At 68.3% G+C, this 21,523-nt stretch carries 16 protein-coding genes and 1 riboswitch; of the genes, 10 read left to right on the forward strand and 6 right to left on the reverse strand.

The window, feature by feature from the left end; translation table 11 throughout:
* The first annotated feature begins 17 nt into the window (after nucleotides 1–17).
* The 3 genes from C1922_RS16580 to mdtD all read left to right on the forward strand — a co-directional run bounded on the left by C1922_RS16580 (nucleotide 18) and on the right by mdtD (nucleotide 2,880).
* Nucleotides 18–257: a WGR domain-containing protein gene (locus C1922_RS16580; RefSeq protein WP_108750767.1), complete on the forward strand. Its 240-nt coding sequence runs from the start codon at nucleotides 18–20 to the stop codon at nucleotides 255–257.
* Between the two features lie 25 nt (nucleotides 258–282).
* Nucleotides 283–1,365, forward strand: a complete 1,083-nt coding sequence (gene hemE / locus C1922_RS16585) for a uroporphyrinogen decarboxylase (protein ID WP_108750768.1) — start codon at nucleotides 283–285, stop codon at nucleotides 1,363–1,365.
* A gap of 90 nt (nucleotides 1,366–1,455) precedes the next feature.
* Nucleotides 1,456–2,880: a multidrug transporter subunit MdtD gene (mdtD, locus tag C1922_RS16590; RefSeq protein WP_108750769.1), complete on the forward strand. Its 1,425-nt coding sequence runs from the start codon at nucleotides 1,456–1,458 to the stop codon at nucleotides 2,878–2,880.
* A 278-nt stretch (nucleotides 2,881–3,158) separates the two neighbouring features.
* Here the strand turns inward: mdtD and C1922_RS16595 are convergent, their stop codons facing one another.
* On the reverse strand, nucleotides 3,159–6,680 hold the full coding sequence (locus C1922_RS16595; protein ID WP_108750770.1) for a hybrid sensor histidine kinase/response regulator: 3,522 nt from the start codon (nucleotides 6,678–6,680) through the stop codon (nucleotides 3,159–3,161).
* 96 nt (nucleotides 6,681–6,776) lie between these two features.
* The gene (locus C1922_RS16600; RefSeq protein WP_108750771.1) at nucleotides 6,777–10,325 is read right to left on the reverse strand and encodes an ATP-binding protein; all 3,549 of its coding nucleotides are present in this window, start codon (nucleotides 10,323–10,325) and stop codon (nucleotides 6,777–6,779) included.
* 165 nt (nucleotides 10,326–10,490) lie between these two features.
* On the opposite strand from C1922_RS16600, the gene C1922_RS16605 reads away from it, so the two are divergent.
* From C1922_RS16605 to C1922_RS16615, 3 genes are read left to right on the forward strand one after another with little or no spacing between them, the layout of a single operon-like run.
* Nucleotides 10,491–11,135, forward strand: coding sequence for a YceI family protein (locus tag C1922_RS16605; protein WP_108750772.1), 645 nt, complete (start codon nucleotides 10,491–10,493; stop codon nucleotides 11,133–11,135).
* Nucleotides 11,132–11,704 (forward strand): cytochrome b, encoded by a 573-nt coding sequence (locus C1922_RS16610; RefSeq protein WP_108750773.1) that lies wholly within the window; start codon nucleotides 11,132–11,134, stop codon nucleotides 11,702–11,704. The genes C1922_RS16605 and C1922_RS16610 overlap by 4 nt, the downstream gene beginning before the upstream one ends.
* 3 nt (nucleotides 11,705–11,707) lie before the next feature.
* Complete coding sequence (locus C1922_RS16615; protein ID WP_108750774.1) at nucleotides 11,708–12,280, forward strand: YceI family protein; 573 nt, start codon at nucleotides 11,708–11,710, stop codon at nucleotides 12,278–12,280.
* Nucleotides 12,281–12,313: 33 nt separating this feature from the next.
* Here C1922_RS16615 and C1922_RS16620 read toward each other — a convergent pair whose 3' ends face one another.
* A complete protein-coding gene (locus tag C1922_RS16620; protein ID WP_108750775.1) occupies nucleotides 12,314–12,541 on the reverse strand; it encodes a glutaredoxin family protein in 228 nt (75 codons plus the stop codon).
* Nucleotides 12,542–12,641: 100 nt separating this feature from the next.
* Between C1922_RS16620 and C1922_RS16625 the strand changes: the two genes are divergently transcribed.
* A complete protein-coding gene (locus tag C1922_RS16625) occupies nucleotides 12,642–14,024 on the forward strand; it encodes an L-serine ammonia-lyase (protein WP_108750776.1) in 1,383 nt (460 codons plus the stop codon).
* A 158-nt stretch (nucleotides 14,025–14,182) separates the two neighbouring features.
* On the forward strand, nucleotides 14,183–15,184 hold the full coding sequence (locus tag C1922_RS16630) for an alpha/beta hydrolase (RefSeq protein WP_108750777.1): 1,002 nt from the start codon (nucleotides 14,183–14,185) through the stop codon (nucleotides 15,182–15,184).
* Nucleotides 15,185–15,259: 75 nt separating this feature from the next.
* Here C1922_RS16630 and C1922_RS16635 read toward each other — a convergent pair whose 3' ends face one another.
* The 3 genes from C1922_RS16635 to C1922_RS16645 are packed head-to-tail and all read right to left on the reverse strand — an operon-like array spanning nucleotide 15,260 to nucleotide 18,587.
* Complete coding sequence (locus tag C1922_RS16635) at nucleotides 15,260–16,327, reverse strand: homoserine dehydrogenase (protein WP_108750778.1); 1,068 nt, start codon at nucleotides 16,325–16,327, stop codon at nucleotides 15,260–15,262.
* Nucleotides 16,324–17,559: an O-succinylhomoserine (thiol)-lyase gene (locus C1922_RS16640; RefSeq protein WP_108750779.1), complete on the reverse strand. Its 1,236-nt coding sequence runs from the start codon at nucleotides 17,557–17,559 to the stop codon at nucleotides 16,324–16,326. The genes C1922_RS16635 and C1922_RS16640 overlap by 4 nt, the downstream gene beginning before the upstream one ends.
* On the reverse strand, nucleotides 17,556–18,587 hold the full coding sequence (locus tag C1922_RS16645; protein ID WP_108751635.1) for a homoserine O-succinyltransferase: 1,032 nt from the start codon (nucleotides 18,585–18,587) through the stop codon (nucleotides 17,556–17,558). Before C1922_RS16645 ends, C1922_RS16640 begins: the two co-directional genes overlap by 4 nt.
* A gap of 75 nt (nucleotides 18,588–18,662) precedes the next feature.
* Nucleotides 18,663–18,781: riboswitch (SAM riboswitch) on the reverse strand.
* A 147-nt stretch (nucleotides 18,782–18,928) separates the two neighbouring features.
* Here C1922_RS16645 and C1922_RS16650 point away from each other — a divergent pair.
* Together C1922_RS16650 and C1922_RS16655 are read left to right on the forward strand one after the other, a co-directional pair.
* A complete protein-coding gene (locus tag C1922_RS16650) occupies nucleotides 18,929–19,828 on the forward strand; it encodes a M23 family metallopeptidase (protein ID WP_108750780.1) in 900 nt (299 codons plus the stop codon).
* A gap of 66 nt (nucleotides 19,829–19,894) precedes the next feature.
* Nucleotides 19,895–21,499, forward strand: a complete 1,605-nt coding sequence (locus C1922_RS16655; RefSeq protein ID WP_108750781.1) for a peptide chain release factor 3 — start codon at nucleotides 19,895–19,897, stop codon at nucleotides 21,497–21,499.
* Nucleotides 21,500–21,523: the final 24 nt, after the last annotated feature.

Here is a 21,523-nt window from a genome sequence, read left to right on the forward strand (position 1 = left end):
CCCGCTACAATCAGTCCATGCATGTCTACCTGCAACATCCCGACGCCGGTGCGCAGGCGCCGCGCTTCCTGCGCCTGACCCTGCTGCCGGACCTGTTCGGCGGCTGGGAACTGTTGCGCGAGAGCGGCCGCGTCGGTGCGCGCTCGCAGCTGCGGCGCGAGCTGTACCTGCAGGCCGATGAAGCCCGCCAAGCCTTCGACAAGGCCCGCGATGCCGAACTGCATCGCGGCTTCCAGATTCTTTCGCACGGCGATTGAGCCGCTGCCCCTCTTCGCCCAAGGAATGCCCATAGTGACCAGCCCCCTCCGCAATGATCGCCTGCTGCGCGCCCTGCGCCGTGAACCGGTGGACTGCACCCCCGTCTGGCTGATGCGCCAGGCCGGACGCTACCTGCCGGAATACCGCGCGACCCGGGCCAAGGCCGGCAGCTTCCTGGGCATGGCCAAGAATCCGGAGATCGCCTGCGAAGTGACCCTGCAGCCGCTGCGCCGCTTCCCGCTGGATGCGGCCATCCTGTTCTCGGACATCCTGACCATTCCCGATGCGATGGGCCTGGAGCTGTACTTCGTCGAAGGCGAAGGCCCCAAATTCCGCCATCCGGTGCGTGACGAGGCCGCCATTGCCAAGCTGGCCGTGCCGGACATGGAACAGGACCTGGGCTATGTGATGGACGCGGTGCGCCTGATCCGCCGCGAACTGGACGGCCAGGTACCGCTGATCGGTTTTTCCGGCAGCCCGTGGACGCTGGCCTGCTACATGGTGGAAGGCGGCGGCAGCAAGGATTTTGCGCGCATCAAGGCGATGGCGCTGAACCACCCGCAGGCGCTGCACCGCCTGCTGGAGGTGACCACCGAGGCGGTGATCGCCTATCTGGGCGCGCAGCGCGCCGCTGGTGCGCAGGCCCTGCAGGTGTTCGACACGTGGGGCGGCGTGCTGTCGCCGGCCATGTACCGCGAGTTCTCGCTGCGCTACCTGCAGCGCATTGCTGAAGGCCTGGAGCGTGGCGAAGGCAGCGAACGCACGCCGCTGATCCTGTTCGGCAAGGGCACCGGCCTGCACCTGGAAGCGCTGTCGCAGACCGGTGCCGATGCACTGGGCCTGGACTGGACGCTGGACCTGGACGAGGCCCTGCGCCGCACCGGTGGCCGGGTTGCCCTGCAGGGCAACCTGGACCCGACCACGCTGTATGCCTCACCCGACGCGATCGCCGCCGCGGCCGCGCGCGTGCTCGATACCTACGCCGCCGGCAACGGCGGTTCGCGCGAGGGCCACGTGTTCAACCTGGGCCATGGCATGTCGCCGGACATGGATCCGGCGCACGTGCAGGTGCTGGTGGACGCGGTGCACAGCCACAGTCGTCGCTGATCGAGTCAGATATGTCACGGCGCGACGTTTATCGCGCCGTGACTTCACATGGGCGATCATGGCCGCCCCGCTCCACCGGCTCCCCACGCCATGTCCGACCCGTCCGTGCCGGCTTCGCCGCCCGACTACGCCCGCTTCCGTCCCCTGCTGTGGCTGGTTTCACTGGCCATCTTCATGCAGATGCTGGACTCGACCATCGTCAACACCGCGCTGCCGGCCATGGCCGCCAGCCTGGGCGAAAGCCCGCTGCAGATGCAGTCGGTGGTGTTCAGCTACGCGCTGGCGGTGGCCACCTTCATTCCGGCCTCCGGCTGGATCGCCGACCGTTACGGCACGCGCCGCACCTTCCTGGTGGCGATCATCCTGTTCACCCTGGGCTCGCTGGCCTGTGCGCTGGCCCAGCACCTGCATCAACTGGTCGGTGCCCGCGTACTGCAGGGCATCGGCGGCGCCATGCTGCTGCCAGTCGGTCGATTGGCGGTGATGCGCTCGGTGCCACGCGAGGATTTCCTGCGCGCGATGAGCTTCATCGCCATTCCCGCGCTGATCGGCCCGCTGATCGGCCCCACCCTGGGCGGCTGGCTGGTGGAGATCGCCTCGTGGCACTGGGTGTTCCTGATCAATCTTCCCATCGGCGTGATCGGTTTCATCGCCGCCATGAAGATCATGCCCGACCACTACGCCAGCCACCGCGTGCGCTTCGACCTGCGCGGCTACATCATGCTGGCCTTCGCCATGGTGGTGCTGTCGCTGGCACTGGATGGCATTTCCGGGCTGGGCACGCCGCACGCACTGGTGATGCTGATGACCGTGGCCGGCCTGGCAGCGCTGGTGGGCTACTGGCTGCACGCGGCCAATTCCACTGCGCCACTGTTCTCACTGGCACTGTTCCGCGTGCCCAGCTACCGCATCGGCATCCTCGGCAATCTGTTTTCGCGCATCGGCAGCAGCGCCATGCCGATGCTGATTCCGCTGCTGCTGCAGGTGGGCCTGGGCCTGGGCCCGATGCACGCCGGCCTGATGATGGTGCCGGTGGCGGCAGCGGGCATGGTGTCCAAGAAGCTGGCGGTGAAGCTGGTGGAGCAGTTCGGCTACCGTCGCGTGCTGATGGTGAACACCGTGCTGGTGGGTCTGGCCATGGCCAGCTTCATCCTGATGACGCCGGGCCAGCACCTGGGCTGGCGCCTGGTGCAGCTGGCGTTCTTCGGCGCGGTCAATTCGCTGCAGTTCACCGTGATGAACACGGTGACCCTGCGCGACCTGGACCGCGAGTTCGCCAGTTCCGGCAACAGCCTGCTGTCGATGGTGATGATGCTGGCGGCCGGTTTCGGTGCGGCGGCGGCGGGCAGCCTGCTGGCAGCGTTCGGCACGCACCTGGAAGGCCATGGCGCCACCGCGGCGCTGCATGCCACCTTCATCTGCGTGGGTGCGATCACCCTCACCTCGACGATGATCTTCTGGCAGCTGCCCGACACCAAGCCCGAACCCCGCCAGGTCGAATCGGTCGCGGAGTAGTTTTTTGGCAGGGCTTGCAGCCCTGCACCTGCTGTAGAGTCGAGCCATGCTCGACTGAAGAAGCAACGTCAAAAACGTGCATTCCGTAGGATGGCGGGGTGGCGTGGGCTTGCAGTACACGCCGTAAATCCATCCATGGATGGCGCCTACGAGCCTCCACGGACGTACTTGCGGCGTGTCCTTCCCACCCACACCGCCCCGCCATCCCACGCAATGCACGGTCTTGCCGTTGCTGTTGCTTGCAGCAGGTGCAGGGCTGCAAGCCCTGCCAGCACACCCTACCGCGCCAGCACTCGGGCGATGGCTTCGACCAGCAGCTCACCGGTCACGGGCTTGCGCAGGAAGCCTTCGATGCCGGCCGCTTCCACCTGCTGCTGCAGATCCGGGTCGGTGCGCGCGGTCACCGCCAGCAGCGGCAGGGTGTAGCCCTGGTTGCGAAGGTGCTGGGCCAGTTCGAAACCACTCAGGCCGGGCAGGTCCAGGTCCAGCAGGCCCACATCGAATTCGCCCGCGCTGATCTCGCGCAGCGCCGCCAGCGCATGCTCGGCATGCACCACCTCGTGCCCGCGCGCGGTCAGCAGGCCCGTCACCACGTCCGCTACGGTGCCATCGTCTTCCACCAGCAGCACACGCAGCGCCGGCAGGCGGCTTGCCGTGCCATCACCCTGCACAGCGGCAGCGGAGTCGCTGCCCTCCTCCAAAGCAAGCGGTAACGGCAGCCAGACCGCGAACGCGGTGCCCGTGCCCAGCTGGCTCTCCACCCGGATGCGCCCCTGCATGGCCAACGCCAGTTCGCGACAGATCGCCAGGCCCAGCCCGCTGCCGCCGTACTGGGCAGCGGTGCGTGCGCCATCGGCCTGTTCGAAACGCCGGAACAGACGCTGCTGCTGTTCCTGGCTGATGCCCGGACCGGTATCGCGCACGTCGAAGTACAGGCCATCATCGTCGCAGCGTGCATGCAGGGTGATGCCGCCGCGCGAGGTGAACTTCACCGCATTGGACAACAGGTTCAAGAGAATCTGACGCACGCGCATGGCATCGCCGGTGGCCTGCAGACCTGGCGGCAGGGCGTTGTCCAGGCTGAAGCGCAGGCCCTTCTGTGCGGCCAGCGGTCCCATCAGCGCCGCCAGGTCCTGCAACAGGGCATTCAATGCGAATGGACGCGACTGCAGTTCCAATCGTCCCGATTCGATCCGCGCCAGGTCCAGCGCGTCGTTCACCAGGTGCAGCAGGTGCTCGCCGGCGTGCCGGATGGATTGGGTATAGCCGCGCTGCTGCGGGTCCAGCGGCGATGACAGCAGCAGTTCGCTCATGCCCAGCACACCGGTCATCGGCGTGCGGATCTCATGGCCCAGGTTGGCCAGGAAGCGGGTCTTGGCCGCCGATGCCTGCTCAGCCAGTTCCTGTTTGTGCAGCGCCAGCTGGTAGGCGTGGCGGCGCTGCAGGCGCCGCCGGTACAGCCAGGCGAACCAGCTGGTCAGCAGCAGCGCGATCGAGGCCAGCACCAGCAGCCCGGACAGGCTGCGCCACCACGGCGGCTGCACATGGAATTCCAGGCTCTGCACCCGCGACCAGACATGGTCGGCCGAGCGGGCCTGCACTTCCAGGCGATAGCTGCCCGGCGGCAGGCGCGAGAACAGGCGCTCGCCGGCCGGCCCCACTTCCACCCAATCCGGATCGTAGCCGGCCAAGCGGTAGCGGTAGGTATTGGAGGCCGAATCGGCGAAGGACAGCAGGCGCGCCACGATGCGCAGGTCGCGGTCACCGTCGGCAATCTGCAGTGGCGTGTCGTGGGTCAGGTCCAGCACCTGTTCGTTGCGGCGCACTTCCACCCGCTCGATCACCAGCGGCGCGCGACGCGTGGACGGGCGTACCTGCTCGGGGTCGAACACCACCACGCCTGCAGGCGTACCGGCCACCATGCGCCCGGACGCGGTGCTGATCAGCGTATGTTCGCGGAACTCCTGGCTGGGCAGGCCGTCGTGTACGCCATACAGACGCACGCTCTGTCCGTCGGCGCCCACGCGCACCAGGCCGCGGGCGCTGCTGGCCCAGACCACGCCCTGCGCGTCGACCACCACACCGGTGGCGGAAATGGCCGGGTAGCCCTGCTCGGCACCGATCACCGCCTGGCGCTCCAGCCGCCCCTGGCGCCATTGGTAGCGTGCCAGTCGACCATCTTCGGACAGCCAGACCTGGCCATCGTGGCCCACATGCATGGCGTAGACCGCCGACGCGGGCGCGCCAGGCACGGGCTGGAAGCGGCCGGTCTCCGGCAGCCATTGCAGCAGACCGCGGCTGCTGGCCAGCCAGATATGGTCCAGCGGGCCGCACTCCACATCCAGGTTCAACTGCCCCAGCTGCAGGCCGTCGCGACCACTTTCCAGTTCGCGCCGCACATGGCCATCCAGATCGCGCTGCTGCAATCCCGACGGCAGCATCAGCCACAGGCTGTCGCCATCGCAGGTCATCATTGCCTCGACCGTGCCCTCCATCGGCGCGTCGGTGGCCGCATCACGTCCCCAGCGGCGCAGCTCGCGGGTGCGCGGGTCATAGCGCATCACCGCATCGCTGGACCCGATCCAGACCTGGCCGCGTCGATCCTCGCGCACCGAGGTCAGCCAGTGCATGCCGTTGACGAAGGTGCGGTGCTGCTCGATCTGCCCGCTCAACGGGTCGAAACGGTCCAGCGCGCCATGGCTGCCCACCGTCCACACTCCGCCATTGCTGGACGGGCTGGTGCCCAGCACGAAGGCATTGCGCAGCGACGCGGGCTCGTCTTCCAGCCGCGAAAACACCGAGAACTGCCACCAGCGTGGCAGCAGGTGCCACAGGCCGGCATTGGTGCTGGCCAGCCAGATGCCGCCTTCGCGGTCTTCATACGCGCCGGTCCAGTTCGGGCGCACGCGGCCGCGGGCAATGGCGCTGTACAGCGGTACGTTCTGGAACTTGCCATCCACGCCCCGGCCCAGGCCACTGCGGGTATCCAGCCAGTGCCCGCCCTGTTCGTCGCGCAGCATCATGCCCAGCACCTGGTCACCGGCCGGCAACGCCCATGGCGGCCCCTCGAAGCGACCGTCGGGCCGCCGCACGATGGCGCCGGCCAGCGTACTGATCCACAGACTGCCATCGGGTTCGGTGCTGAGCCCGTTGATCATCGGGCTGGGAATCACATCGCTGCCGATGCGCTCGAAGTCGGTACCGGTCCAGCGCGCCACGCCATGCTTGGTGCCCACCCACAGGCTGCCGTCGGCCAGCGTGGCCAGGTAGGGCACGGAAACGGCCGGCACACTGCGCGGGTTGTTCGCTTCGGGCAGGAAGCGCTGCAGTCGTTCATTGCGATCCAGCCGGTACAGGCCGCCCTCATGTGTGCCGAACCAGATTGCGCCATCGGGCGTGGTCGCCAGGCTCCACACGGTGTTGCTGCCCATCAGCGGCTGGCTGCTGCGGTCGTAGAAGCGCAGTTGCCGGCGGTCGGCCGACATGCGCACCAGTCCGGCGTTCTCGGTGCCGATCCACAGCTCATTGTGGGCGTCGACCAGCACGCTCCAGATACGGTTGTCGCGCAGGCCATCTTCGGAGCGCCAGATCCGGTAGTTGCGGCCGTCGTAGCGTGCCAGGCCATCGTTGGTGGCGATCCACAGATAACCGTAGCGATCTTCGGCCATGCGATTGACCGTGTTCGATGGCAGGCCATCGAACACCGTCACCTGGCGGGGCGTGGGCGCCACCGGCTGGGCCAGCGCGGGCACCAGGGCGAACAGGATCAGCAGCAGCGTCGCCGCCCGCAGATACGCCACCGATTGCCTCCTCACGCGTCCATGGATGGTGCCCGCAGGGCGGGCGTCGGCATGGTAAACCGAAAGGCGCGCACTTCACGCCATTAAGCTGCGCAACTACGCCGTGATCTGACGCTTGTTGCGTGCATGGGCGATGGCCGACACCAGCAGATCGCCGGTAACCGGCTTGCGCAGGAAGCCGTCGAAACCGGCGGCCAGCACCTGTGTTTCGGCATAGGCATCCGAGCGCGCCGTGACTGCCACCAGCGGCAACTCGTAGCCCATCGCCCGCAGCTGGCGCGCAATGGCGGTGCCATCCAGGGCCGGCAGGTCCAGATCCAGCAGCCCCACATCGAAGCCGCCGGTGGCGATTTCGGCAAGCGCGCCCAGGCCATGCAGCACATGTACGACCTGGTGACCCCGTGCGCGCAGCAGGCCGGCAATCACCTCGGCCACGGTGGTGTCGTCTTCCACAAGCAGGATGCGCAACGCCGGCAGCACCGGAACGACGGCCACCGATTCGCCGGCCGGTGGCGACGCCTGCGGCGCCCACGGCAACGGCAGGCGGACGCGGAAGCGCGCACCGCGCCCCAGCTGGCTGTCCACGTCGATGCGCCCGCCCATCGCCACCGCCAGCTCCTGGCAGATGGCCAGGCCCAGCCCACTGCCGCCGTAGCGCGACGCCGTGCGCGGCCCATCGGCCTGTTCGAAGCGGTGGAACAGACGCTGCTGCTGCTCGGTGCTGATGCCGGGCCCGGTGTCGCTCACTTCGAACACCAGCACGCCGCCATCGTCCTGCAACTGCACGCCGAGTGCGACGTGGCCGCGCTCGGTGAACTTGATCGCATTGCCCAGCAGGTTCAGCAGGATCTGCCGCACCCGCATTTCATCGCCGCTCACGCTGACCGGCCCGGGCAAGCGGTCTTCGCGCAGGAAGCCGAGCTGGCGCTGGTGGGCCATCGGCTGCATCAGGGCCTGTACCTGGTCCAGCAGCCCGGTCAGATCGAACGGGCGGATATCCAGCTCAAGGCGGCCGGCTTCGATGCGGGCCAGGTCCAGCGCATCGTTCACCAGCCGCAGCAGATGGCTGCCGGCCTGCTGGATGGACCCGGCATAACTGCGCTGCACCGGGTCCAGTTCGGTGGCCAGCAGCAGTTCGCTCATGCCCAGCACACCGGTCATCGGCGTGCGCACTTCATGGCCCAGGGTGGCCAGGAAGCGGCTCTTGGCCTGCGACGCCTGCTCGGCCAGTTGCTGCTTGTGCACGGTCAGCTGCCATTGCTGCCGCCGCCGCAGCCGGCGCCGGATCGACCACACCAGGGCCAACAGCAACAGCGAGCCCAGCATCACATAGCCGAAGATGGCCATGCCGCTTCGCCACCACGGCGGCAGCACCTTCACCTGCAGCTGCTGCGAGGGGCTCCAGGGGCCACTGCTGCTGGCCGCCTGTACTTCGATCAGGTAGGGCCCGGGTGGCAGCCGCGACAGCGTGCGCTGGCCGTCGCTGCCCTGCTCCACCCAGTTCTGGTCGTAGCCACCGACGCGGAAGCGGTAGCGGTTGCCCTGCGGGTTCGCGTAGGACAGCAGTCGCGCATCGATCTGCAGGTCGCGGTCATCCGGGCCCAGCAGCAGCTCGCCGCCGGTCGGCAGCGGTTGCCACCCGCGCGCGTCGTCGCGGCGCACGCGCACCTGCGCGATCACCAGCTGCGATGCGGGCAATGCGACGTCGGCCGCGTTCGGGTCGAAACCCACCATGCCGGTCTGGGTGACGGCCAGCACACGACCGTCGGCCCCCACCGCCGGCGGCCGCCCGGTGAATTCGGCATCGGGCAGGCCGTCGCGTTCGTTGATCTGCTGCAGGCGCCGCTGCCTGGGGTCCCAGCGCAGCAGGCCGCGTGGCGTGGTGGCCCACACGCGACCATCCTCGGCCAGGGCCAGGCCGCCCATGCTGACCGGCGGCATGCCGTGGCTGGCGTCGATGCGCTGGATCAGGCGCAGGCTCAGGCCGTCCCACTGGTAGCGCTCGAACGCGCCCTGCCGGGCCAGCCACAGCTGCTGCGGATCGACCCACACCAGATCGTAGATGGCGCCACTGGATACCCCCGGCACGGCTTCGAAACGGTCGGCCTGCTCGCGCCACAGCCCCATTTCACCCATCGCCCAGACGCGACCGCGCGCATCGAAGCGGATCTGCTCGATCGGCACATCCGAGGCGCCGTGCAGGGCTGACAGCGGAACGGTGCGCAGCAGGCGGCCGTCAGCGGCGCGCTGCTGCATCCCCAGGTTCATCACCGAAATCCACACCGATCCGTCCGGCGCCTGCCGCATCAGATCGATGCGCTGGCGCAGGTCCGCGCCGCCGCCGATCGGCAGGTTGCGCAGTGCACCGCTGGCCGGGTCGTACACGCTCAGGCGCCCGGCGCGCCCCAGCCACAGGCGTCCCTGTGGGCGCGGCAGCACCGACCAGACCGCGCCGCTGCCCAGCTCCTTGTCGCTGGCCAGCAGACTCAAGGTCCCCTGCGCATCGATGCGGTAGACGCCATGAGCCGAACCCACGTAGTAATTCCGGCCATCACTGGCGGCACTCAGCAGGTACTGGCTGTCCAACGGCTTGCCGTCCAGCTGGTACCAGGTGGAAAAACGCCGCCAGTCGGGGGGCAGATAGGCCAGGCCCTGGGTCAGCAGGCCCACCCACAGCCCGCCTTCGTGGTCCTGCAGCATGTCCAGCACGCCGCTGTGACCGGTCAGGAAGCCACTGCCGCGGTCGCCCTGCAGGCGCCACAGTGCATCGGCATCGCCGCGCAGCAGACCATCCGCAGTACCGGCCCAGTAGCCGCCCTGGCGATCCGGGATGACCAGGGCCGCCCGCAGGGCCGGACTGTCAGGCCACGCCGGGCGGCTGACCGCATCGTTGGCGTCCACACGATAGAGCCCGTCGTTCTGGGTACCGATCCAGACCGCGCCATCGGTGTCGCGGCTCAGCCGCAGCACGCTCACATGGCTCAACGCGCCCGCCGCGATGGCCTTGAAGCGGGTGCCATCCCAGCGTGCCACGCCCGCTTCGGTGCCGATCCACAGCCGCCCCTGCGCATCCACCAGGCTGCTGTAGATGGTGTCGCTGGGCAGGCCGGAAGGATCGGACGCATCGTGGCGGAACACCTGCAGCTGGCCATCTTCGGCCAGCCGGCACACACCGTGGGTGCTGGTGCCGATCCACAACGCGTCGCCGGCATAGGCCAGGGTCCAGAACTGCCCTTGGCACTGCGCAGCAATGCCATCGAAGGTACGGAAGCGATCGCGGTCGGCATCCAGGCGGGCCAGGCCCTTGCCGTTGATGCCAAGCCAGACACGGTCACGCGGATCGATCAGCAGGGTTTCGATTTCGTTGCCCGGCAATGATCCGGCCTGCTCGGGATCATGCTGCCAGACCCGCAGGGCACTGCCGTCGTAACGGGCCAGGCCGCCGTCGGTCGCCGCCCAGATGTGTCCCTGGCGGTCTTCGGCCAGAGCCAACACCATGCGCGAGGGCAAGCCTTCGGCCGCACCGAAGCGGCGCAGTCGCGGCGTTTCCCCTGCCATCTCCTGTGGTGTGGCCGCCGCCGAGAGCGACGCCACCAGTGCCAGTGCGGCCAAGCCACGGCACCACCTGTGCCAACCGGTCTTCATCCTGAACCCCCTGTCCCGGCCCCGATTGTCACACAGCACCGGCGGCACTGCTGCAACAGCCTGTTTCCAGCCGCATTGCCACCACGAACTGTTGCAGCCGTGCACACGTCCAGGCCGCGGTGCTGTGCGTATGATCGGGGCTCCTTCCAACCGAGTACGTGCCCGATGCGTTTACGCCTGGCCCTGCTGCCCCTGCTGCTTGCGGTTGCACCGGCATGGGCCGCCCCCGACGCCTGGCGCATCGACCCGGTGCACACGCGCGTGCTGTTCGCCATCGACCACGCTGGCTACTCGCAGGCACTGGGCACCATCTCCGGCAGCCAGGGCATCGTGCAGTTCGATGGCGACAGCTGGCGCGAGGCCACGCTGGAGGTCGAGATTCCCGTGGCACGACTGGACCTGGGCGATGCCAAATGGAACCAGGCCACCCTGGCCAGCAGCCTGCTGGACGGCGAACGCTTCCCCAGTGCGCGCTTTGTATCGACCCGGGTGGAACCGATCGATCCCACCCATGCGCGCGTGGTTGGCACGCTGACCCTGCGCGGGGTCAGCCAGAAAGTGGTGCTGGATGTCACCCTCAACGCGGTCAAGCGCTACCCGCTGCCGCCGTTCCGCCGCACTGCCGGCTTCTCGGCCACTACCACGCTCAGCCGCCGCGCCTTCGGCATCACCGCCTGGCCGGGCGTGATCGGCGACAGCGTACAGATCAGAATCGAAGCCGAAGCAGCGCTGGACCGCAGCGCGCGCCCGGGAACTCCTGCCCCCGACAGCCACTCCGACAGCCCGACGGCCCCGAAGGACATGCCATGACCGCCAAGAACACGCCCGCCGCCTGGGGCAGCGTCAGCCAGACCCTGCACTGGTTGATCGCTCTGCTGATCCTCGCCTTGGGCATCGTCGGCCTGACCATGGGCGAACTGCCGAAAACACCGAAGTATTTCTGGGTCTATACCGCGCACAAATCCATCGGCATCACCGTGCTGGCCCTGGTGCTGCTGCGCCTGGTCTGGCGCCTGTACGCCGGCGCGCCCAAGCCGGTGCCAGGCACGCCCAGCTGGCAGGAACGCATCGCCAGCGCCACCCACGTGCTGCTGTATGTGCTGATGTTCGCCATTCCCCTGTCGGGCTGGCTGTACGACTCGGCCAGCGGCCTGCGCCCGTTCCGCTGGTTCGGCCTGGTGGATGTGCCGAAGCTGAGCGGGCCCGATCCGCAGGTGGTGGCCATCTCCCATGCCCTGCACGAATATGGCTTCTGGCTGTTGATCGCGGTGGTGCTGGCCCATGCCGGCGCTGCCTTCTACCACCACCTGTTCCAGCGTGATGCCACCTTGTCGCGGATGCTGCCGCGAGGCTGGCTCGCCTCCCCACAGAAGGACTGACCGATGACCCTGAAACTGACCACCCCGGCCGCCGTGGCCGCTGCCCTGGCCGGCCTGCTGGCCACTGCCCCGGTGCTGGCCGCCGATTACACCCAGGCCGCCGGCGCCGGTTCCATCCTGGTGTTTGCCAGCAAGTACGACGGCGAAGTGTTCACCGGCACCTTCCCGGGGTTCAGCACCAAGCTCAGCTTCGACCCGGCCAATCCGGCCGCAGGTTCGCTGGACGTTACCATTCCGCTGGCCGGCGCCAAGAGCGGCAACAGCGACCGTGATTCCACCCTGCAGGGCGCCGACTTCTTCGACGTCGGCAAGTTCGCCACCGCCCACTTCACCGCCAAGGGTTTCCGCGCGGTGGGCAACGACCAGTTCGCCGCCGACGGCACGCTGGAGCTGCGCGGCGTGAGCAAGCCGGTCACCTTCACTTTCAGCTGGAAGCCGGGCACCCAGCCGGTGCTGACGGGCAAGGCCACCGTGAAGCGCCTGGACTTCGGCGTGGGTGGCGGCGACTGGGCCGATACCAAGACCATCCCGGACGAAACCGCGATCAGCACCATCGTCAAGTTCGACGCGAAATAATGTGGGACCGCCGCCGGGCATGGCCCGGCGGCTTCACTCTACGGCCAGCCAGGCCTGCACGGTCGCGGCATCGAACGGCCAGTCCAGTTCACGGCCGCTGGCCTCATGCCGCAGTACCGGAACCCGCGTGCCGTAGCGGCTTTCCAGCGCCGGCCGGTCATCCAGGAACACCGAATGGAAGTCCGGCGCCCGCGCCTTGGCCAGTTCGGCCAGGGCCAGGTCACACAGATGGCAATCGTCTCGCTGGAACAGGGTCAGCACGGTTCAGGCTCCGCCGGCGGAAATGCTGCGCCGCAGGCATGGCCCTGCAGCACGAACGGCTAGAATAGCGGCCTCTTCCGGTACCCGCAGTACGGCAACCATGGCTGTCAGCACGTTCGACGTTTTCAAGATCGGCATTGGCCCGAGCTCCTCCCACACCGTCGGGCCGATGAAGGCCGCCGAACGCTTCATCCACCGCTGGCTGCTGGACCCGGGCCGCCTGCACGAGGTAGCGCGCATCCGCGCCGACGTCTACGGCTCGCTGGCCCTGACCGGGCGCGGCCACGGCACCGACAAGGCCATCCTGCTCGGCCTGGAAGGCCAGCGCCCGAACCTGATCGACCCGGACATCATTCCGGCCACGCTGGAACGCATCCGCAGCAGCAAGCGCATCCTGCTGATGGGCCAGCACGAGATCGCCTTCGACGAGAAGCGCGACCTGGGCATGAACAAGCGGCAGAAGCTGCCCTACCACACCAACGGCATGCGCTTCACCGCCTACAACGCCGACGATGAAGTCATCGCCACCCGCGACTATTACTCAGTGGGCGGCGGCTTCGTGGTCAACCAGGACGATGCCGCCGACGACCGCATCGTTCCCGACGAGACCCCGCTGCCCTACCCGTTCAAGAGCGGCGACGAGCTGCTGGCACAGACCGCGCGCAGCGGCCTCAGCATTGCCCAGCTGATGTTCGAGAACGAGAAGTGCTGGCGCAGCGAAGAGGAGATCCGCGAGAAGCTGCGCGAGATCTGGAGCGCGATGCAGTCGTGCGTGGCACGCGGCATCCGCGAGGAAGGCGTGCTGCCCGGTGGCTTGAAGGTGGGCCGCCGCGCACCGGCGCTGTACCGCGAGCTGTCCTCCAAGCCCGAGGCCGCCATGCGCGACCCGTTGACTACGCTGGACTGGGTGAACCTGTACGCGCTGGCGGTGAACGAGGAGAACGCTGCCGGTGGCCGCGTGGTGACCGCGCCGACCAACGGCGCCGCCGGCGTCCTGCCTGCCGTGCTGCATTATTTCGACCGCTTCTGCCCGGGCGCCAACGAACAGCGCGTGTTCGATTTTCTGCTCACGTCCGCAGCGATCGGCATCCTGTACAAGGAAAACGCCTCGATTTCCGGCGCCGAAGTGGGCTGCCAGGGCGAAGTGGGCGTTGCGTGTTCGATGGCCGCCGGCGGCCTGGTCGCCGCACTGGGCGGCAACCCCAGCCAGATCGAGAACGCCGCTGAAATCGGCATGGAACACAACCTGGGCCTGACCTGCGACCCGATTGGTGGGCTGGTGCAGATTCCCTGCATCGAACGCAACGCCATGGGGGCGGTGAAGGCGATCAACGCCTCGCGCATGGCCATGCGTGGCGACGGCAAACACAAGGTGTCGCTGGACAAGGTGATCAAGACCATGCGCGATACCGGCCGCGACATGCAGGACAAGTACAAGGAAACCAGCCGCGGTGGTTTGGCGGTGAACGTGATCGAGTGTTGATCGTGCGTGTGGGGGGAGCGTCGACTGTCAGTCGACTGCTCTACAGGCAGGCTGCGGGAACCCGCGCTGCGCGCGATAGTCGACTGACAGTCGACTCTACCGGCGGCGGCGGCAACGTTTTGCGGTTACGCTCGGGGTTCCCTGCCACGGAGAACACCATGCGCCTGGTCGCCGCCGCCCTGCTTTCCTGCCTGCCCCTGTCCGCGCTGGCCGCGCCGCCCCCGACCTACGGTGCGCGGCTGGAGGGCTTCGACTACGGCTATCCGGTGAAGACCTTCAGCCTGGAATCGCAGCAGCAACCGCTGGAGATGGCCTACCTGGACATCGCGCCGAAGAAGACTCCCAGCGGCGTGGTCGTGCTGCTGCATGGCAAAAACTTCTGCGCCGCCACCTGGAAGGAAACGATCAAACCGCTGGTGGCCGCCGGCTACCGGGTCATCGCCCCGGACCAGGTGGGCTTCTGCAAATCCAGCAAGCCCGAGCGCTACCAGTATTCGTTCGGGCAGCTGGCAGCCAACACCCACGCCCTGCTGCAGCACCTGCAACTGGGCGACCTGCCGGTACACCTGGTCGGCCATTCGATGGGCGGCATGCTGGGCGTGCGCTATGCGCTTACCTACCCGCAGGACCTGCGCAGCCTGTCGCTGGTCAACCCGATCGGGCTGGAAGACTGGAAGGCGCTGGGCGTGCCGTGGCGCAGCGTGGATGCGTGGTACGCCGGTGAAATGAACGTCAGCTACGACAGCATCCGCCGCTACCAGCTGGACGTCTACTACGACGGCAAGTGGAAACCGGCCTATGAAACCTGGGCGCGCATGCAGTCGGGCATGTACGCCGGCCCTGGCAAGCAGGCAGTGGCCTGGAGCCAGGCGCTGACCTCGGACATGGTGTTCAACCAGCCGGTGGTCTACGAACTGAAGAACCTGCAGGTGCCCACCACGCTGTTCATCGGGCAGAAGGACCGCACCGCCATCGGCCGCGACCAGGCACCGGCGGAACTGAAGGCGACCCTGGGCAATTACCCCGCACTGGGCAAGGCCGCGGCGGCGGCGATCCCCAAGGCAACGCTGGTGGAATTCGCCGCGCTGGGGCATTCCCCGCAGGTGCAGGATCCGAAGCAGTTCAATGCCGCGCTGCTGAAGGCACTGAAGGCGCGTTGATGGCGTTCGGCCGGGCATGGCCCGGCGCTACCGGTGCGAGATTGGGGTAGCGCCGGGCCATGCCCGGCGATGCGTTCAGCCCACGATGCGCAGCACATCATCCAGCAGGGCAGCCGCCGTCACTTCGGCACCGGCCCCGGGCCCCTGGATCAGCAGCGGCTGCTGACGGTAACGATCACTGTGGATGGCCACGCGGTTGTCGGTGCCAGCGCCCTGTGCCAGCGGATGATCGGCGGCCAGCTCGCGCAGGCCCACCTGTGCGCCCTGCGCATCCACGCGACCGACGAAGCGCAGCACGCGGCCCTGCGCGTGCGCCTGCTGCCAGCGCGCCTGCAGCGGCGCATCCAACTGTTCCAGCGCAGCCAGTGCCTGTTCCAGCGGCAACGCGGCCAGCGCTTCAGGCACCAGCGATTCCACCTGCACCTGTCCGGCGTCCAGCGCCAGACCGCTGCTGCGCGCCAGGATCAGCAGCTTGCGCCGCACATCCTCACCGGACAGATCCACCCGCGGGTCCGGCTCGGTGTAGCCGGCCGCCAGCGCTTCGCGTACCGCGGCCGAGAACGGCGATTGACCGTCGTAGCGATGGAACAGCCAGGCAAGCGACCCGGACAGCACGCCCTCGATGGCATGGATGTGGTCGCCGCCGGCCACCAGCGCGCGCAGGCTGCTGAGCAGCGGCAGGCCGGCACCGACCGTGGCACTGTCGCCGTAGCGCGCACCGCTGTCGGCGCAGCTGTGGGCGATGGCCTGTGCACGCGCCAGCTGTGCACCACGGCCCAGCTTGTTGGCGGTGACCACGTGCACGCCACGCGCCAGCCACTGCACGTGGCGTGCGGCCACCTCTTCGCTGGCCGTTGCATCCACCACCACGTCGCCGCGTTCCAGGCCTTCGGTACCGGCCCAGCGTGGTGCGCCCTGGCCGTCGCGCGGGGCACGCCGCGCCAGTTCCAGCGGCACCGCCAGATCGCGATCGATGGCCAGCGCGGTGCGCGAATTGGCCAGCCACTGCACGCCCGGCAGTGTCAGCCCGCGCGCCTGCAGGGCCTGGTAACGCTGCACGAAGGCAGTGCCCACCGTGCCGGTACCCAGCAGTGCCAACCGCCCGGTGGCAACGGCGGGAAGTTCAGCGGCCACTGCGCTCATGCATCCACCACCTGTTTGCGGCGTACGGCATGGTCGATTGCCGCTTCGGCGCGCTGCAGCGCCGCGTCCAGGTCGGCCAGCAGGTCCCGTTCGGCCTCGATGCCGACCGACAGACGCAGCAGGCCCTCGCTGATCCCGGCCGCGGCACGGGCTTCGGCGGTCATCGCTGCATGGGTCATGGTGGCCGGGTGCGCGACCAGGCTTTCGACACCGCCCAGCGATTCGGCCAGGGTGAAACAGCGCAGGCCATCAACGAAGGCACGCACCGCCGCATGCGGATCGTCGCCTTCGCAGTCGGCCAGTTCGAAGGACAGCATCGCGCCGAAGCCACTCTGCTGGCGCGCGGCGATGGCATGGCCGGGATGATCGGCCAGGCCCGGGTAGTAGACCCGCGCCACGGCGGGGTGTGCATCCAGCAGCGCGACGATGGACGCGGTGTTTTCCTGGTGCACGCGCAGGCGCGCATCCAGCGTGCGCAGGCCGCGCAGGGTCAGGAAGGCGTCGAACGGCGAACCAGTCAGGCCGAGCGCATTGCCCCACCACACCAGCTGTTCATGCACGGCCGGATCACGCGCGATCACCGCGCCGCCCACCACGTCGCTGTGGCCATTGATGTACTTGGTGGTGGAATGCAGCACCAGATCGGCACCGAAGGCCAGCGGCTGCTGCAGCGCCGGCGACAGGAAGGTGTTGTCCACCACCACCAGCGCGCCGGCCTTGTGCGCGGCTTCGATCACGAAGCGCAGGTCGGTGATGCGCAGCAGCGGGTTGGACGGGGTTTCCACCAGCACCAGCTTCGGCTGGGTGGCCAGGGCCTGGGCCAGCGCGCGCGGATCGGTCAGGTCAGCGGTGACCAGTTCGAAGTGGCCCTTCTTCGCCAGCGCGTTGAACAGGCGCCAGCTGCCGCCGTAGGCATCGTGCGGCACCACCAGCGTATCGCCGGGCTGCAGCAGCGCGTTCAACACCAGGTTGATGGCACCCATGCCCGTGGCGGTGACCACGCCACCCACGCCGCCTTCCAGTTCGGCCAGGGCTTCGCCCAGCAGATCGCGGGTGGGGTTGCCGCTGCGGGTGTAGTCATACTGGCGCTTGTTGCCGAAGCCTTCGAAGCTGAAGTTCGAAGACAGCACGATCGGCGGGGTGACCGCACCGTGGGCGGTGTCGCGGTCGATGCCGGCACGGACCGCGGCGGTGGTGCGGCTACAGGACGGCTCGGTGGCGTGCAGGCTCATGCGGTCTCTCCAGAAGTGCGGAAGGCGGTAGCGAGGATCGCGTCGATGCGATCGGTTTCTTTCAGGAAGGCATCGTGGCCGTAGGGCGAGCGCAGCACGCGCAGGCTGCCGCGCGGGCCCAGCCCTTCGACCAGTCCGACCAGGTCGGCCAGCGGCACCAGGCGGTCGCCTTCCACGGCCACCACCACGGTGGGCGGCAGGATGGCGGCAGGATCCACCCGATGCAGGTCGATCGATTCGGACAGGCGCAGGTAAGCGGTCACTGGCGTGCGCGCCACGTACTGCGCACCGGCCGCGTCCAGATAGTCTTCGGCCGCCACCCGCACGCGCCCATTGACTACTTCTGGCGCGGCGTCGAAACGCTCGCCGAATTCTTCCGGGGTGCGGTAGCTGAGCATCGCGAACTGCCGGGCCAGGGCCAGGCCGTGGTCTTCGCCGCACTGCAGCTGGCCCAACGCAACGGCACGGCGCTGCAGCGCGCGCCAGGCCGCGGCATAGGGGTGCGGGCGGTGCGCACCACTGGCCAGCACCAGCTGGCGCACCCGCGCACGGTGGCGCACGGCGAACTGCTGGCCTACCAGGGCGCCATAGGAATAGCCGACAAAGGCCTTCAGCGTGCGCACACCCAGGTGGTCGAGCAGCAGAGCCAGCGCGTCGGCCTGGTCGGCCGTGTCGATCGGCACATCCAGCGCGCCATCGGCGCCGATGAAATCGAACGCCAGCACGCGCAGCTGCTGCGGGTCCAGCGCGCGCCCGGCGCCGACCAGGCCCTCGGCCCAGCCCTTTTCGCTGAACTGCGGGTTGCTGGCCACGTGGCGGTGGGCGGAAATGCCACCGGCCAGCACCACCACCGGCGCATTGGCCGGGCCGACCCACTCGTAGCGCAGGCGCACCGGGCACGGGCCGGCGTGGCGCATCGACAGCACCGCGGCGAATTCGCCGCGCTCGGCGTGCACGCGGTCATCGACCGGCACGCTGACGGGGGCAAAGGATTCGGGGCGAAGCACGGTGCTGGGGGCGAAGCTCATGGCGGGATCCAGTTGGGAATCGGCCATCGAGCCTTCGCGGGGCTCGCGTTCAAGATGCACCGGCGGTGCACGCTCGAACCATCTTTCGGTGGACGCCACGGTCCCCGCAGGATTTGGCACCTACGCCGGCATTTGCATGCCTGCGGGCTGCCCCGGCTTCAAAGGGCCTGTCCCTCTGCCGGTCTCGATGGTGGAACCACGATGCCAGCGGATTCCGGGCGTGTCAATCCCTTCATGCGGATAAAGCGATGAATGAATGCAGGACAGTGAAACGGGAAGCAGTACCGCCAGTACCGTTCAGGATCGGCTACAGTCCGGCGCCCGCCCCGCCGGAACCGCTGATGCCCCGCCTGCCCCTGTGCTGCCTGCCCCTGTGCTGCCTGTTGTCTGCGCTGCTGGCCGCAGCCCCTGCCCACGCCAGCGACTGGCGGCAGGGCTGGGGCCTGGTGCCGACGGGCCCGACTCCGGCAGGACGCGCCACCGCGCCACACGCTGCGCCGCTGGCACAGCTGCGGCTGCAGCCGGTTGGCGAGCAATGGCAGGCCCGGATCGACAACCCCTTGGCCGGTCCGCTGCAGATCGAACTGCGCGCCGCGCCCGGCCAGGCCATCGAAGGGCTGCCCGTGCAGTCGCTGGTGCAGGGTGGCGGCACCCTGGTGGTCGGTCACCTGGCCGCCCCAACCGATGGGCGCACCCTGGAAGTCCGCATGAACGCCGTGCCCGGCACGCCAGCGGCGCAGGCCGAGGACGTGGCCTATCGCCTGCCCTTCGAAGCCACGCAGCTGCGCGTGGACCAGGCGCCCAATGGCCGCTTCAGCCACCAGGACGAAGAAAACCGCGATGCGGTGGATTTCGCCTTGGCTGAAGGCACCGTGGTCATGGCCGCCCGCGAGGGCACGGTGATGCAGGTGCAGGACGGCTTCCAGACCAATGGCCAGGACCGCCAGCGCGATGGCGGCCGTGCCAACTTCATCCGCGTGCTGCACAGCGACGGCAGCATGGGGCTGTATGCGCACCTGCAGGCCGGCGGCATGCGGGTGCGGCCCGGCCAGGCCGTGCAGCCCGGGCAGCCGATCGGCTTGTCGGGCAACAGCGGCTTCAGCACCGCCCCGCACCTGCACTTCGTGGTCCAGGTGAACCGCGGCATGGGCCTGCGCTCGGTGCCAGTGCGCATTTTCACCGCACAGGGGCAGCTGCAGTTCGCCCGCGACAGCAGCGCCGAAGGCAGTGCCGGGCGCTGACCGGCCCCGGCCGGTATAATCGGGCGCTTATCTCTTTGAAAAGCGCCCCGGGCGGGCGCCACTGCCATGTCCGAAGTCGCCACCGAAGCGTCGCGCCGCCGCACCTTCGCCATCATTTCCCACCCTGACGCCGGCAAGACCACGCTGACCGAAAAGCTGCTGCTGTTCGGGGGCGCGATCCAGATGGCCGGCTCGGTGAAGGGCCGCAAGGCCGCCCGCCATGCCACCTCCGACTGGATGGCGCTGGAAAAGGAACGCGGCATCTCCGTTACTTCGTCGGTGATGCAGTTCCCCTACGAGGGCAAGATCGTCAACCTGCTCGACACCCCCGGCCACGCCGACTTCGGCGAGGACACCTACCGCGTGCTGACCGCGGTGGACTCGGCGCTGATGGTGATCGACGTGGCCAAGGGCGTGGAAGAGCGCACCATCAAGCTGATGGAAGTGTGCCGCCTGCGCGACACCCCCATCATGACCTTCATCAACAAGCTCGACCGCGAGGGCAAGGACCCGATCGAGCTGCTGGATGAAGTGGAAACCGTGCTGGGCATCCAGTGCGCCCCGGTCACCTGGCCGATCGGCATGGGCCAGCGCCTGAAGGGCGTGGTGCACCTGCTGACCGGCGAAGTGCATCTGTACGAACCGGGCCGCAACTTCACCCGCCAGGATTCGACCATCTTCCCGTCCATCGATGCGCCGGGCCTGGCCGAAAAGATCGGCGCACAGATGCTGGCCGAGCTGCGCGACGAACTGGAACTGGTGCAGGGCGCCAGCCACCCGTTCGACCTGGACGCCTACCGCGCCGGCAAGCAGACCCCGGTGTTCTTCGGTTCGGGCGTGAACAACTTCGGCGTGCAGCCGCTGCTGGATTTCTTCGTCGAACACGCCCCCGCCCCGCAGGCACGCGCCACCACCGGCCGCGAGATCGCCCCGCAGGAAAACAAGCTGACCGGCTTCGTGTTCAAGATCCAGGCCAACATGGACCCGCAGCACCGCGACCGCGTGGCCTTCATGCGCATCTGCTCGGGCCGTTTCAACGCCGGCATGAAGACCTTCCACGTGCGCACCGGCAAGGAGATGAAGCTGGCCAACGCGCTGACCTTCATGGCCAGCGACCGTGAAATCGCCGCCGAAGCCTGGCCGGGCGATGTGATCGGCATCCACAACCACGGCACCATTTCCATCGGCGATACGTTCACCGAGGGCGAAGCGGTCACCTTCACCGGCATTCCGAACTTTGCCCCGGAACTGTTCCGCCGCGCGCGCCTGCGCGATCCGCTCAAGCTGAAGCAGTTGCAGAAGGGCCTGGCCCAGCTGTCCGAAGAAGGCGCGACCCAGTTCTTCCGCCCGCTGACCAGCAACGACCTGATCCTGGGCGCGGTGGGTGTGCTGCAGTTCGACGTGGCCGCCTACCGCCTGAAGGACGAGTACGGCGTGGAAGCCACCTTCGAGCCGGTCAGTGTGACCACCGCACGCTGGGTCACCTGCAGCAACGAAAAGAAGCTGGAAGAGTTCCGCGAGAAGAACGCGCTGAACCTGGCCCTGGATGCGGCCGGCCAGCTGGTCTACCTGGCCCCGACCCGGGTGAACCTGCAGCTGGCGCAGGAACGCGCGCCGGACGTGCGCTTCTCGGCCACCCGCGAAGCCGCCCACACCGTCTCGGTGGCCTGAACGGCCCGGGCCCGGATCCGCACC

It is taken from the genome of Stenotrophomonas sp. ZAC14D2_NAIMI4_7 (genome assembly GCF_003086675.1).
Lineage (GTDB): Bacteria > Pseudomonadota > Gammaproteobacteria > Xanthomonadales > Xanthomonadaceae > Stenotrophomonas.